At 66.0% G+C, this 14,577-nt stretch carries 8 protein-coding genes; all 8 read left to right on the plus strand.

All coding sequences use genetic code 11. From position 1 onward, the window contains the following. Positions 1–496 precede the first annotated feature (496 nt). The 8 genes from glgX (at position 497) to ACS7SF_RS21355 (ending at position 14,550) form a co-directional block, all read left to right on the plus strand. The gene (glgX, locus tag ACS7SF_RS21320) at positions 497–2,770 is read left to right on the plus strand and encodes a glycogen debranching protein GlgX (RefSeq protein ID WP_439894116.1); all 2,274 of its coding nucleotides are present in this window, start codon (positions 497–499) and stop codon (positions 2,768–2,770) included. Beyond that, positions 2,767–4,632, plus strand: coding sequence for a malto-oligosyltrehalose trehalohydrolase (gene treZ / locus ACS7SF_RS21325; RefSeq protein WP_439894117.1), 1,866 nt, complete (start codon positions 2,767–2,769; stop codon positions 4,630–4,632). The genes glgX and treZ overlap by 4 nt, the downstream gene beginning before the upstream one ends. Before the next feature lie 12 nt (positions 4,633–4,644). After that, entirely contained in the window at positions 4,645–6,942 is a 2,298-nt protein-coding gene (gene malQ, locus ACS7SF_RS21330; RefSeq protein WP_439894118.1) for a 4-alpha-glucanotransferase, read from the plus strand. After that, positions 6,939–9,755: a malto-oligosyltrehalose synthase gene (gene treY, locus ACS7SF_RS21335; protein ID WP_439894119.1), complete on the plus strand. Its 2,817-nt coding sequence runs from the start codon at positions 6,939–6,941 to the stop codon at positions 9,753–9,755. Before malQ ends, treY begins: the two co-directional genes overlap by 4 nt. Positions 9,756–9,891: 136 nt before the next feature. Beyond that, entirely contained in the window at positions 9,892–11,139 is a 1,248-nt protein-coding gene (locus ACS7SF_RS21340) for an MFS transporter (RefSeq protein WP_439894120.1), read from the plus strand. 71 nt (positions 11,140–11,210) lie between these two features. Further along, on the plus strand, positions 11,211–12,128 hold the full coding sequence (locus tag ACS7SF_RS21345) for an amidohydrolase family protein (RefSeq protein WP_439894121.1): 918 nt from the start codon (positions 11,211–11,213) through the stop codon (positions 12,126–12,128). A 93-nt stretch (positions 12,129–12,221) separates the two neighbouring features. Next, positions 12,222–12,974 (plus strand): class I SAM-dependent methyltransferase, encoded by a 753-nt coding sequence (locus ACS7SF_RS21350; protein ID WP_439894122.1) that lies wholly within the window; start codon positions 12,222–12,224, stop codon positions 12,972–12,974. A gap of 190 nt (positions 12,975–13,164) precedes the next feature. Further along, positions 13,165–14,550, plus strand: coding sequence for an ATP-binding protein (locus ACS7SF_RS21355; RefSeq protein WP_439894123.1), 1,386 nt, complete (start codon positions 13,165–13,167; stop codon positions 14,548–14,550). Positions 14,551–14,577 lie beyond the last annotated feature (27 nt).

Raw genomic sequence — 14,577 nt, forward strand, 5'->3', positions numbered from 1 at the left:
ATTGGCTCAGAAGTCGAGCCTCTGTGCTCCACGCTTGAGTGTTGGAGCCCCGAGCTCGGCACTTTTTGCTTCGGCATCGGAGCTTTGAGCTGCGGTATTGGACCTTGGAGCCTCGGTATCGGACCTTTGGGCTTCGACAACGGACCTCGGAGCTTCGACAGCGGAGTTCAGAACACCGGCATCGGGCTTTGAGCCGTGGAAGGGGGCAAGAAACGCAGCGCCACGGGCGGTTCACAGATGGGGTGGCCGTACCCTGCCCTAGATGGCGCCTTGAATTTGTGTAAGCGGGCGGAAAAAAGGCCGGGAACTGTTTGAGCGAAGCGAGTTTTCCCGGCCTCCGCCCGGTTACACAAATTCAAGGGGAAGTCGCCATCTCGGGCGCGCCTTTCTTTGCTTACTTTCTTTGGCAAGACAAAGAAAGTGAGTCGCCCCCGGCAGGGGGTGAAACGGAGATGGACCACCAAGGCAAAGAAAACATCGCAAGCACCAACCACCAATGCTCCGTCTCCCAAACTCCCTCTCCCCCGGCAAACCCTTCCCCCTAGGCGCCCAATGGGACGGCCTAGGCATCAATTTCGCTGTCTTCTCCGCCAACGCCAGCAAGATCGAGCTCTGCATCTTCGACCCCACCGGCCGCAAAGAGCTGACCCGCTTCCCCCTGCCCGAATGCACCGACGAGGTCTGGCACGGCTACCTCCCCGGCGTGGAAGCCGGCCTCGTCTACGGCTACCGCGCCTACGGCCCGTGGGAACCACAGCATGGCCACCGCTTCAACCCGCACAAACTGCTACTCGACCCCTACGCCCGCCGGCTGGTCAGCGCATTACGCTGGTCCGATGCCCTCTTCGGCTATCGACTGAACTCCAACCGCGGCGATCTTTCATTCGACCGCCGCGACAGCGCCCCCGCCATGCCAAAGGGCATCGTCACCGACGAGTCCTTCAACTGGGGCAACGACGTGCGCCCCAACACACCGTGGTCCCGCACCGTCATCTACGAAGCGCACGTGCGCGGCGTATCAATGCTGCGCAACGATCTACTGCCGCCCGAACGCGGTACGTTCAGCGCGCTGGGCGATCCGGTGTTCATCGACCACCTGCAGAAGCTGGGCGTGACGGCAATTGAGCTGCTGCCCGTGCAGGCCTTTCTGCAGGACCAGTTTCTGGTCGAGCGCGGCCTGCGCAACTACTGGGGCTACAACACGCTGTGCTTTTTTTCGCCGGAGCCGACGTACCTGTCCGGCCCGTCGGTACACGAGCTGAAGGTGGCGATCCGGCGGTTGCACGCGGCAGGTATCGAGGTGCTGCTCGACGTGGTCTACAACCACACCTGCGAGGGCAGCGAACTGGGGCCAACGCTGTCGTTCCGGGGCCTGGACAACGCTAGCTACTACCGCCTCGTGCCAGGCCAGGAGCGCTACTACATCAACGACACGGGCTGCGGCAACACGCTCAACCTGTCGCACCCGCGCGTGCTGCAGATGGTGATGGATTCGCTGCGCTACTGGGTCAACGCGTTCCACGTGGATGGCTTCCGTTTTGACCTGGGCGTGACGCTGGGGCGCGAGGGCGGCGGCTTCGATCCCGGTTCGGGCTTCTTCGATGCCATCCGGCAAGACCCGGTGCTCTCCACCGTCAAGCTCATCGCCGAGCCGTGGGACGTGGGCCCCGATGGCTATCAGGTCGGCAACCATCCGCCCGGCTTTGCAGAATGGAATGACCGCTTCCGCGATGGCATCCGCCGGTTCTGGCGGGGAGATTCCGGCCAGCGGCCCGATCTCGCGGCGCGCCTGACCGGCAGCGGCGATCTCTTCGACCGCCGGCGCCGCCGACCGTGGGCCTCCATCAACTACGTGGCCTCGCACGATGGTTTCACGCTGCGTGATCTCGTCTCCTACGCCGACAAGCACAACGAGGCCAACGGCGAAGACAACCGCGACGGTCACAACGACAACTGCAGCGCCAACTGGGGCACTGAAGGCCCGACCGACGACTCCACGATCCAGGCCACGCGCGAGCGCGTGATGCGCGCGCTGCTGGCGACCGTGTTCTTCTCCAACGGCACGCCGATGCTGCTGGCGGGGGATGAATTCGGCCGCACGCAAGACGGCAACAACAACGCGTACTGCCAGGACAACGCCATGTCCTGGCTCGACTGGTCCTTGATGCAAACGGGCCCGGGGCAGACGCTCATGCAGTTCACCGCGCGGCTCATCGCGTTGCGCAAGGCCAGCCCTGCACTGCGATGGCCGCACTACGTGCACGGCAATATCGAGATCCTGCCCGGCGTGCCTGACATCGCGTGGTTTGACGAGCGCGGCCAGGTGCTGTCGCCCGAGGCGTGGAACGACAGCGAGGCCCGCGCGCTCGCGCTGCGCCGTGCGTGCATCGAGACCATCGACGGAGAGGCACGGCCGCACGTGGCATTGCTGCTCATCAACGGTGCGGCGGCCGACCTGACCTTCACGCTGCCGGAGCCCGCCATGGATTGGCTGCTCGCCATCGACAGCGCTGCCCCCGAACAGGATGCCCGCCCGCACACCGGCAGCACGCTGCACGTGGCGGGCCGCAGCGTGGTGCTGATGTTGGCCACGCAGCTCGCCAGCATTGCGCGCATTGCCGGCCACCCCGATGCGGATGTCACAGGCGAGACCGTCAACCCAGCCTCGGACACGCAACGCGATGCGCAGCAAGACACCCGCCTGCAGCCCACCGCCCCCAGTCAATCCGAGCCCACCGCCGGCAACGAAGAGGGAGACCGCACACCATGACCGAATCCGCTGCCCGGTTTGCGCACGACATGCCGTTTGGCGCCACCGTCCTGCCCGACGGCTCCACGCGCTTTCGCCTGTGGGCACCGGATGCCACCGACGCGTGGGTGGACATCGATAGCGGTATCGGCAGCAGTAACGGCAGCAGCGCCATCCGCATGGCAGCCGAGCCCGGCGGTTGGTATGCCGTCGTCGCGCCCGTCGGTGGCGGCGCCAGCTACCGATACCGCGTCACCAATCGCGAGGGCATCACGTTGTCCGTGCCCGACCCTGCCGCGCGCGCGCAGTGGCAAGACGTGGCAGGCCCGAGTCTCGTTGTCGATCCGCAGCACTACCGCTGGCAGCATGCGGACTGGCGCGGCCGCCCGTGGCACGAGACCGTGCTGTACGAGTTGCACGTCGGCACCCTGGGCGGCTTCCGTGGCGTGCGTGCGCGCTTGCACGAACTGGCACGGCTTGGCATCACGGCCATCGAACTCATGCCGGTGGGCGAGTTTCCGGGCGCCCGCAACTGGGGCTATGACGGCGTATTGCCCTTCGCGCCCGATGCCAGCTACGGCACGCCGGATGAGCTCAAGGCGTTGATCGACGCGGCGCACGGCCTGGGCATCATGGTGTTTCTCGATGTGGTCTACAACCACTTCGGCCCCGACGGCAACTACCTGCACCACTATGCGCGCGGCTTCTTCCGCGATGACGTACACACGCCATGGGGCGTAGCCATCGACTTTCGCGTGCCCGAGGTGCGCGAGTTCTTCATCCAGAACGCGCTGATGTGGCTGATGGAATATCGCGTGGACGGCCTGCGGCTCGACGCCGTGCATGCCATCACCGAGCGCGACTGGCTGGGCGAACTGGCCGGGCGCGTGCGGCTCTCCGTAGAGCCCGACCGGCATGTCCATCTCGTCTTGGAGAACGAGCACAACGCGGCATCGTTGCTGCATGGCGGCGACACAGCGCCACACGCCCACGGCGACTTCAACGCGCAATGGAACGACGACGGCCACAACGCGCTGCATGTGCTGTTGACCGGCGAGCGCGAAGCCTACTACGCCGCGTATGCCGACGCCCCAGCGCAGCGCCTGGCGCGCGTGCTGCAAGAAGGCTTTTGCTACCAAGGGGAGCCCTCGCCCATCCACGACAACGCACCGCGCGGCGAACCGAGCGCGCACCTGCCGCCCACCGCCTTCGTGCTGTTTCTGCAGAACCACGACCAGATCGGCAACCGCGCCTTCGGGGATCGCCTGACTCGCCTGGCCCACCCCGATGCGCTGCACGCTGCGCAGGTGTTGCTGCTGCTGTGCCCGCAAATCCCCATGCTGTTCATGGGTGAGGAATGGGGCAGCCTGTGCCCGTTCCTGTACTTCACCAGCCACCATGGCGCCCTGGCTGATGCCGTGCGCGAAGGGCGGCGGCGCGAGTTTGCAAAGTTCGCCGCGTTTGCCGACCCGCAGCAGCGCGAGCGCATTCCCGACCCGAACGACGAACGCACCTACCTGGCGTCCTGCCCCGGCGAGGCTGCTCCCTCCAACCCTGAGCACATCGCGTGGCTCAACCGCACGCACCGGCTGCTGGCGCTGCGCCATGCGGAGATCATCCCGCGCCTGCCCGGCACACGCGCGCTCGACGCCGTGCCGCTGGGTACCACCGGTGTACTGGCCCGCTGGCGCCTGGGCGATGGCAGTGTGCTGACGATCGCGCTCAACCTGGGTGCGCTACCCGTGGCCGTGCCGACCGCGCTGGCCGGCAGCCCGGCAGATCTGCTGCATGAATCGCGCGAGGGCGCAGCAGCGGCACTCGTCACACACCAGCTGCCGGAACTCGCGTGCGTTGCCCTGCTGCACGCGCCAACGCCGGCTTGATCTGCCAACGCCATGAACGCTCCCGGCACACCACACACAGCACTCCAGCAACTGGCAACGGAAGCCGGCTTGCTGGTCGATTGGGAAGACGCCGCCAGCCGGCCCATGCGCGTCTCGGACGACGTGCTGCGCGCCGTGCTCGGCACGCTCGGCCTGCCGGCCGGCACTGCGGCTGACGTGTCGGACAGCCAGGCACGTCTGCGGGCGGAAGCCGAGCACATCGCCATCCCACCGCTGGTCACGGGCGTGGTTGGCCAGCCCATCGAACTGACGACGGCGGCGCCGCAGGCTGCGTTGCTCGGCGGCCAACCGTATCGGATCGAGTTCGAGCACGAGGGCCATGCCACCGGCGAGATCGGCGTCCGTGCGAGCGCACATCACGCTACGCTGCGGCTCGCGCCCGTACAGGTGCCGGGCTACCATCGCCTGCGCATTGACGCCGGCGCGGGCGCGGCAATTGAGAGCACGCTCGCCATCGCGCCGGCGCGCTGCTATGGCGTGGCCGACGCACTACGCGCCCACCATCGCCCTGCTGACAATCGCCCGGACATGCGCCCATGGGGCAGCGTGGCGCAACTCTACGGCCTGCGATGCGGGTCTGACCACGCTGCAGTTTGCGCAGGCCTGGGCGATTACACAGCCGCTGGCGCACTGGCGCGTCAACTCGCACAGCACGGTGCGGACGCTCTGGCACTGAGCCCGGTGCATGCGATGTTCTCCGCCGATGCACATCGCTATTCACCGTACTCGCCATCGAGCCGCCTGTTCTTGAATGCGTGGATGATCGACCCGGCCGCACTGTTTGGCGACGAGGCGGTGCGCCGGGCGGTGGTCGACTGCAACCTCGTCGATGACTACGCCCGTCTGGAAGCGGCTCCGCTGATCGACTGGCCGGCCAGCGGCCATGCGCGTATGACGGTGTTGCGCGCCCTGCACCGTCGGCTACAGCAAGCGCCTCTGAACGACAGCACCGCACAAGCCTTGCTCAGCGACTACCGCGCGCATTGCGCCGCTGCCGGTGCGAGCCTGCTCCACCATGCGCAGTTCGAAGCGCTCAGCGCACAACTGGGCTCGGCGTATTGGAAGCAGTGGCCCACGCAATACCAAGATCCCAGCTACCTGGCCGTGCAGTCTTTCGCGCGCGAGCATGAAGGCGAGGTGGATTTCCACCTTTTCCTGCAATGGGCCGCCTCCCGCCAACTGACCGCCGCCCAGCGCAGCGCGCAAGACGCCGGCATGGCCATCGGCCTCATCGCGGATCTGGCAGTGGGCACCGATAGCGCCGGCAGCCATGCATGGACCCATCAGCAGGACGTGCTGATCGGCGTGACCGTGGGCGCCCCACCCGACATGTTCAACGCGCAGGGCCAAGGCTGGGGCCTGACCACCTTCAGCCCGCGCGCCATGCGCACGCACGGCTTTGCCGCCTTCATCGAAATGCTGCGCGCGGTGATGGCTGTGCCGGGCGGCGTGCGCATCGACCACGTGCTCGGGCTGATGCGGCTGTGGGTGATTCCCGATGGCGCCCGGCCGCTCGATGGCGTGTACCTGCGCTACCCGATGCAAGACCTGCTGCGGCTCGTGGCGCTGGAGTCTTGGCGCAACCGCTGCATTGTCATCGGCGAAGACCTGGGCACCGTGCCGGCGGGCCTGCGCGACAAGCTCGCCGACGATGGCCTGCTCGGCATGCGCATCCTCTGGTTCGAGCGCGATTACACGCACGACGATGCACCGTTCAAGGCACCGCACACGTGGGCACCCGCCTCTGTGGCGATGACGAGCACGCACGATCTGCCCACGCTCATCGGCTGGTGGATCGGCAATGACTTGCGCTGGCAGGCGCAGCTCGGTCTGTTGCCCGCCGGCATGAGCGAAAGCGAAGCACGCGCGCGGCGCATGGCAGATCGCATCGCCATGGTGGATGCCTTTGCCGAGCACAACCGCCGCGTACTCGCCGAAGGGGGTGTGCCGTTGATCCGCGTCGCGCCCTTGCAAGCCACGTTGGAGCAGGCTCGCGCAGCGGCAACGCCGGAGCTGGCCACCGCCCTGCTGCAAGCCAGCGCAGAGGACTTCACCACGGCCGCCACCATCTTCACCGGTGCGGCGCCCACGCCGTTGGCGCTCATCCCCCTGGAAGACCTGCTGGGCCTCGTAGAGCAACCGAACCTGCCCAGCACGATCGACACGCACCCGAACTGGCGTCGGCGCCTACCCGGGGCCATCGATGCATTGCTCGAGGCGCCAGCGGTACAGGCACGCCTGTCTGTCCTGGCCAACACACGCAGCAGAACACGCAACAGCGCGCCATGAACACGCCAACGCCTGCCTCGCTCGTGCCACGCGCCACGGTACGGTTGCAACTGCACGCCGGTTTCACATTCGACCACGCGCGTGCGTTGCTCGACGACTTTGCGGCGCTCGGCATTTCGCACCTCTACACCTCGCCCATCACCACGGCGCAGCCCGGGTCGATGCACGGCTACGACGTGGTCGACCCCACGCGCGTGAACCCTGAATTGGGTGGCGAAGCTGCACTCGAACTGCTGGTCGAAGCGCTGCACACACGCGGCATGGGCCTGATCGTCGATATCGTGCCGAACCACATGGGCGTGGGCGGTGCGCACAACGCGTGGTGGCTCGACGTGCTGGAAGCCGGCCCCGACAGCGCCTATGCGGGCTTCTTTGACATCGACTGGCAGCCTGCCAACCCCGCGTTGCGCAACAAGGTGCTCGCGCCGTTTCTGGGCGAGCCCTATGCCGACGCACTTGCCGGTGGGCGGCTCACGCTGGAATACGACTCCACCGCCGCGCGGCTGGCCGTTGCGTATTACGACCATCGCTTCCCCATCGCCCTGACGGACTATGCGGCGCTGCTGCGCACCGCCGATGCAGACATCGCCATGCAAGCCGTGGCCGATGGTTTTGTCGCCACCGGCACCACGCGCTCGCTGCGCACGCGCCGGGAGCGCGCCGAAGCCGCACGCGCCGCGCTCCGCCACGTTGCCGCCACCGACGCTGGCGCCGCGCACATCGCCAACGTGGTGCGCACGCTCAACGCACAGCCCGATTGCCTCGATGCGCTGATGACGCGCCAGCACTGGCGCTTGGCCCACTGGCACACCGCCAATGACGAGATCAACTGGCGCCGCTTCTTCGACATCAGCTCGCTGGCGGGCTTGCGCATGGAGCGCGCGGAAGTCTTTGAAGCCACCCATGCGCTGCTGTTCCGTCTATACCGCCAGGGCTGGATTGACGGCGTGCGCATCGATCACGTCGATGGCCTGGCCGACCCGCCCGCGTATTGCCGCCAACTGCGCCGCCGCCTGCAAGCCGAACACGCAGAGCGCCCCGCCGACCGCCGCAGCGGTCGCCCATGGATCGTCGTCGAAAAGATCCTGGCCCACGATGAAGCCATGCGCACCGACTGGGCCATCGACGGCACCAGCGGCTACGACTTCATGAACCAGGTCGGCGCGCTGCTGCATGACGCCCATGGCGAGGACGCACTCACGCAAGGCTGGCTGGCGTGGGTTGGTGCGCCGGCGGCACAGGCATCGTTCTCGGCCACGGCGCTACCGGCACGTCGCCAGATCCTCCATGAGCACTTTGCGGCGGAACTCGATGCGGCCACCACAGCGCTGCATGCCGTCGCGCAACAGGCGCGAGACAGCCACGACGTGACATGGCACGCCATCCGCCGCGCCCTGGCGGAGATGGTGGTGCACTTGCCCGTGTATCGCACCTATGCCAGTGCCAATGGCCGGGATGCCCAAGACACGGCGATCTTGCGAGCCGCCTTGCAAGGCGCAACCGCCTGCCTGCGCCGTGTCGATCAACCGGTATTGCAGTGGCTCGATGCGTGGCTGGGCGGCGATCCCGACGACAGCAATGACAAGCTGCATCAGCTGGCATTGCGGCGGTGCCAGCAGTTGTCGTCGCCGGTGGCGGCCAAGGCGGTGGAAGACACGGCCTGCTATCGCTACGGGCGGCTGCTGTCGCGCAACGAAGTCGGCGCGGACCCCGGGGTGTTTTCCATCAGCCCACGCGCTTTCCACCACGCCATGCAGGCGCGCACCCACACCTGGCCCCACGCGATGCTCACTACCGCCACGCACGACCACAAGCGCGGCGAAGACGTGCGCGCGCGCTTGGCGGTGCTCTCGGAGCGGCCTGCGCAATGGCTAGCGGCGGCCAATCAATGGCGCTCGGAACACGCTACGTGGGTACGCGATCTGCCGAGTGGTCCGGCCCCATCGCCTGCTGAACAGTGGATGCTGTACCAAACGCTCGTCGGCATCTGGCCTGCCGGGCTCGATTGGCGGGACACCGATGCCGTGCACGCGCTGGCGGAGCGTGCCGCGCAATGGCAGGAAAAAGCCCAGCGCGAAGCCAAGCTGCGCACGGACTGGTTTGCGCCCGACGCCGACTACGAAGCCGCCTGCCGCGATTTCGTCTTCACGCTGCTCACCGGGGAAGCCGCGCCGACGTTCTTGCCGTCACTGTCGGCATTCGTGCAGAGCGTGGCGCCAGCCGCCGCCGTCAATAGCCTTGCGCAAGCCGTGCTGCGCGTCACGGCACCCGGCGTTCCCGATCTGTATCAGGGCACCGATTTCTGGGACACCAGCCTCGTCGACCCCGACAACCGTCGGCCGGTCGACTACGCCGCGCGGCACCGCGCCCTGCGAGCACTGCGAGCGCCGCACGGGCATGCGGACCCTAGCCTCGCCTCGTTGCTGGCGCATTGGAGCGATGGCCGCATCAAGCAGGCCGTTCTGGCACGCGCATTGGCTGTGCGCGCTGCCTTGCCGGCGGTTTTCGCATCCGGCGATTACCAAGCGCTGACCATCACCGGCAGCGGTGCTGACCACGTCCTGGCGTTCGCACGCGTACACGACGAACAGGCCATCGTCGTAATCGTGCCCCTGCATGTGTCCGCGCTGCTAGGCCACGCGACCACACCCGCCTTCCCCGCCGGCACTTGGCGCGACACCACGGTCTGCCTGCCGCCTGCCCTAGCGCACGCCACTCTGCACAGCGCGTTCGACAGCCAGACGCTGCAGTCGCCACGCCTGGCGCTCGGCCAGGTGTTGGCGCATCTGCCGGTCGCCCTCCTGCACATCTGAAGACGCCGCACGGGTTAACACCGACTGCATCGCTGTCAGTGCCGCCCTAGAATTCCTCTATTCATATAGATGACTAGAGCAATAGGTCGACCGACACCAAGGCGACATGGCGCTCACGTCACCCGGAGGAGACGGCATGTTCGGCTGGTTCAAAGAGATTTCAAAAGGGGAAAAGCGCACCTTCTGGGCGTGCTTTGGCGGCTGGGCGCTCGATGCGCTGGACGTGCAGATGTTCAGCCTCGTCATTCCCACCATCATCGCGGCGTGGCACATCGGCAAGGCCGAGGCCGGGCTCGTGTCGGGTGTCACGCTGGTCGCATCGGCACTGGGCGGCTGGCTTGCCGGCGCGCTGACCGACCGCTTCGGGCGTGTGCGCACCTTGCAGGTGACGGTGCTGTGGTTCTCGCTGGCGACGTTCGCGTCCGCCTTTGCGCAGAACTTTGAACAGTTCCTGGTGCTCAAGGCCATCCAGGGTTTCGGCTTTGGGGGCGAATGGGCAGCAGGCGCCGTGCTGATGGCCGAGAGCATTCGCGCCAGCCACCGTGGCAAGGCCATGGGCACCGTCCAGAGCGCGTGGGCCGTGGGCTGGGGCGGCGCCGTGCTGCTGTATGCATTCACGTATTCCTTCATTGAGCCCGACCTCGCGTGGCGCGTGATGTTTGCGGCGGGGCTGCTGCCGGCACTGCTCATCATCTACATCCGGCGCGGAGTGCAAGAGCCCGTGCCTGCCGCCAAACCGGCGGCGAGCGCCAATGCGATGCCGGTCTCGCGCTTTCCGCTGCTCGACATCTTCCGCCCGCAGGTGCTGCGCATGACGCTGATCGGCGCGCTGCTGGGCGTGGGCGCACACGGCGGTTACTACGCACTGATGACGTGGCTGCCGACCTATCTGAAGACCGAGCGCCACCTGTCGGTACTCGGCACGGGCGGGTATCTGGCGGTGATCATCTTCGCGTTCTGGTGCGGTTGCGTGGCCAGCGCGTGGTTGCTGGATTTGCTGGGCCGTCGCGGCAACATCCTGCTGTTTTCGTGCTGCTGCGTGGTCACGGTGCTGGTGTACCTGCTGGTGCCGCTGTCGGATGGCGCGATGCTGGTGCTGGGTTTTCCGCTCGGCTTCTTTGCAGCAGGCATTCCGGCCAGCATGGGCGCGCTGTTCAACGAGCTGTATCCGCACGGCGTGCGCGGCACGGGCGTGGGCTTTTGCTACAACTTTGGGCGCGTGGTGTCCGCTGCGTTTCCGGTGCTGGTGGGCAAGATGAGCGCGTCGATGTCGCTGGGCACCGCCATCGGTATCGATGCGGCCATCGCGTATTCGATCGTGGCGGTGGCGGTGCTGATGCTGCCCGAGACGAAGGGCCGCGATCTGGCTGCGGTCACGGTCTAAGCGCCCAAGCACCTGCACACCCACAACAACATCATGACGACGCTCTTCCTCCGTCGCCACCAGGAGACCCCATGCCCACTCGCCGCGCCTTCAACACCGGGTTGCTTGCCATGCTAGGTTCCACTGCCCTTGCCGGATGCGCTGCTTCTGGCTCGCGCGAATCCACGTCGCGCATCACCGCCATCGACACGCATGCCCACGTGTTCGAACGCGGCCTGCCGCTGGCCAATGCGCGCCGTTATGCACCGAGCTATGACGCGCCGCTTTCGGCGTATCTCGCGCAGCTCGATGCGCATGGCGTGTCGCACGGCGTGCTGGTCCAGCCGAGCTTCCTCGGCGTGGACAACAGCTACCTGCTGGCTGCGCTCAAGCAAGCGCCGCAACGCCTGCGCGGCGTGGCCGTCATCGACCCGACCGCACCCGAGACCCTGCTCGCGCAGATGAGCGCCGAGGGCATCGTCGGCATCCGCCTGAACCTGATCGGCGCGCCAGACCCGCAGTTGACATCGCCCGTGTGGCAAGCCGCGCTGGCACGTCTGCATGCGCTCGGCTGGCATGTGGAATTGCACGTGGAGGCACGCCGCCTGCCCACGCTGCTGCAGCCGCTGCTGGAAGCGCAAGTCAACGTGGTGGTCGACCACTTCGGCCGGCCCGACCCCGCGCTCGGCGTGGACGACCCCGGCTTTGCCGGGTTGCTCGCCGCCGGCCGCACGCGCCGTGTGTGGGTGAAGATTTCGGGTGCGTATCGGAACGGCACCAACGGTGATAGCGGCCGCGGCGAAGCCATCGCCCTGGCCGCCATGCCGCGCCTGAAAGATGCGCTCGGGCTGGACCGCCTCGTTTGGGGCAGCGACTGGCCGCACACGCAATTCGAGTCGCAGATCAACTATGACAAGGCGTGGGCCTTTACCAGCGTCCTGCTGCCCAACGCAGCCGACCGCAAGCAGGTGCTAGTGGATTCGCCGGCCCAGTTGTTCCGCTTTATCTAAACGCGCGATACGGGGCTTCGCCAATCACGAATTTCGCCGCGCGGGCCGCGCTCCTACACTGGCCGCTCCTCATCCCTACAAGAAGGAGCCGCCATGCAGCAGCATCGACTCGTCGACCAGCAATTCGGCCAGGTCGCCCAGGCCTACCTGACCAGCGCCGTTCACGCCCAGGGCGCCGACCTCGACGCGCTGGCCGCGCTGGCGCAGTCCGTGCCACATGCCAAGGTGCTCGACCTCGGCTGCGGTGGCGGGCATGTGAGCTTTGCCATGGCGCCGCACGTGACGGCCATGGTGGCGTATGACCTGTCCGAAGACATGCTGGGCGTGGTCGACGCGGAAGCCGCACGGCGCGGCCTGACGCAATTGCATACGCAGGCAGGCCGCGCCGAAGCCCTGCCCTTTGACGATGCTGCCTTCGGCATCGTCGCCACGCGCTTCTCCGCCCACCACTGGTACGACGTGCGCGCCGGTCTGGCCGAAGCGCGCCGCGTGCTCAAACCCGGCGGCAAGCTGGTCATCGTGGATATCGTCGCGCCCGAAGCACCACTGCTCGACACGCTGCTGCAAACCGCCGAGGTGTTGCGTGATGCGTCGCACGTGCGTGACTACCGCGTTTCCGAATGGCAGGCCATGTTGGCCGAGGCAGGCTTTCAACCCGGCACGCCACAGACGTGGAAATTGACGATGGCGTTCGACAGCTGGATCGCCCGCATCCGCACGCCGCAGGTCCGCGCCGATGCTATCCGCCACCTGTTCGACCACGCTGCAGATGAGGCACGTGCGTACTTTGCGGTCGCGCCCGACCACTCCTTCGCCATCGACGCGATGATGATTGAGGCGGTTTAGCGTGTTTTTTTCCCCAAGGAACTGCAGCAGACCCCAAAGCGCTCAGCTTCGCCCCTTTTTCCTCATTTAATTCTGATGAAAATAACGTGATACCCAGGGCACGCATTGGGTCGTGGTGATTGCCGGTACTCTTTCGAAATTGCTGGCACTCCATTGGCAGCTTCGCCTTTCCTTCGGTCAGCCACGATCCATGTACGCCCTGCTTCCCGCTTTCGTCTCGTCGCTGTTTCTCTTTTCCGGCGTGTATGTGCTGGGCACACGCGGCCACGCGCGCGCCAGCCTCGCGTTCTTTTACCTGGCCGCCCTCACTGCGCTGTGGCAGGGGCTGTGGGCGTTTCTGTTCCGGGCAGGCGACATATCAACCGCGCAGTTGCTGGCCAAAGCAGGTTGGCTGGCAATTCTTCCGTTACCGACCACGCTCTATCACTTTGTCGTCGAAGTGACTGAACGGCTGGATGAGCGCCGCTGGTTGCGGTTGTCTTACACACTAGCCGCCATATTGATGGTGCTGCTGCTCACCACCGACTGGGTCATCGCCGGCGTGCAGCAGTTTGATTTCGGCTTCTACCCCAAGGCGGGCCCGTTGGAAGCCGTGCATATCGCGCAGACCACACTGCTGATCCTGCGCAGCCTCTGGTTGCTGTATGCCGAGCAAAGACATACCACTGTGGAAAAGCGCAAGCGCTTGCGGCTGTGCATCGTGGGGGTCGCGGTGTATTCACTCGCTGCGTCCGACTACGCTGTGAACTACGGGTTAGCGCCGTACCCCCCTGGCGTGCTCTTCATTGCCTGCAGCCCCCTGTTGCTCGTATGGGCACTGGTCAAGCTTGACCTCATGCGTCCATACGCCGTGGCAGCCGGCATTGCACACGAACTACGCACACCACTGGCCACGATTCGCATGCAGGCAAGTGAAATCGGGCGTGCATGGCCAGCCATCTTCAAAGGATATCAACTGGCCGTCAGCACGGGCCTGTACACGGATGCGTTGCCACCCGCCACCATCAGGCGCGTCGCGCAACTCGCCCATGCCATTGACACCGAAGTGCACACTGCACACACCGTGATTGACATGGCATTGGCTTCCATCACGCTAGACAGGCTTGATACGCGCCAGTTTTCCTCCCACAGCCTTCACGAATGCGTGACCGAGGCCCTTGAGCGCTATCCCTTCCAAGCTGGGGAACGCACGCGCCTGACGCTGGAAGACATTGACCCCGCGTGGCGCTTCATCGGTTCCGATACCCTGCTTGTTTATGTGATCTTCAATCTCATCAAGAATGCCCTCTGCGCGATCCAGAGCGCAGGCGGGGGCAGGATCACAGTCTCATCGTCCTGGAGTAGCGAGCACTACGTGATCGTGTTTCGCGACACGGGCTGCGGCATTCCCGCAGAACATCAAGGCCGCGTCTTTGACATGTTTTTCTCCACCAAACCCCACGGCAGCGGACATGGCATAGGCCTGACATTCTGCTGGCGCGTCATGGAGTCTTTTGGGGGGCGCATTACGTGCGAGTCCGTTGAAGGCGAAGGCAGTTGCTTTTCGCTCTATTTTCCGCGCCGGACTGCCCTTTGAATCCATTGGCGCCCAATGCGTACGCCG

The sequence above is a fragment of the Ralstonia sp. 25C genome, assembly GCF_051904805.1.
In the GTDB taxonomy this organism is placed as follows: Bacteria; Pseudomonadota; Gammaproteobacteria; order Burkholderiales; family Burkholderiaceae; genus Ralstonia.

Coding starts and splice junctions, on each gene's coding strand:
- glgX (WP_439894116.1), top strand. CDS start 497: ATGCTCCGTCTCCCAAACTCCCTCTCCCCCGGCAAACCCTTCCCCCTA.
- treY (WP_439894119.1), top strand. CDS start 6,939: ATGAACACGCCAACGCCTGCCTCGCTCGTGCCACGCGCCACGGTACGG.
- ACS7SF_RS21340 (WP_439894120.1), top strand. CDS start 9,892: ATGTTCGGCTGGTTCAAAGAGATTTCAAAAGGGGAAAAGCGCACCTTC.
- ACS7SF_RS21355 (WP_439894123.1), top strand. CDS start 13,165: ATGTACGCCCTGCTTCCCGCTTTCGTCTCGTCGCTGTTTCTCTTTTCC.
- malQ (WP_439894118.1), top strand. CDS start 4,645: ATGAACGCTCCCGGCACACCACACACAGCACTCCAGCAACTGGCAACG.
- ACS7SF_RS21350 (WP_439894122.1), top strand. CDS start 12,222: ATGCAGCAGCATCGACTCGTCGACCAGCAATTCGGCCAGGTCGCCCAG.
- ACS7SF_RS21345 (WP_439894121.1), top strand. CDS start 11,211: ATGCCCACTCGCCGCGCCTTCAACACCGGGTTGCTTGCCATGCTAGGT.
- treZ (WP_439894117.1), top strand. CDS start 2,767: ATGACCGAATCCGCTGCCCGGTTTGCGCACGACATGCCGTTTGGCGCC.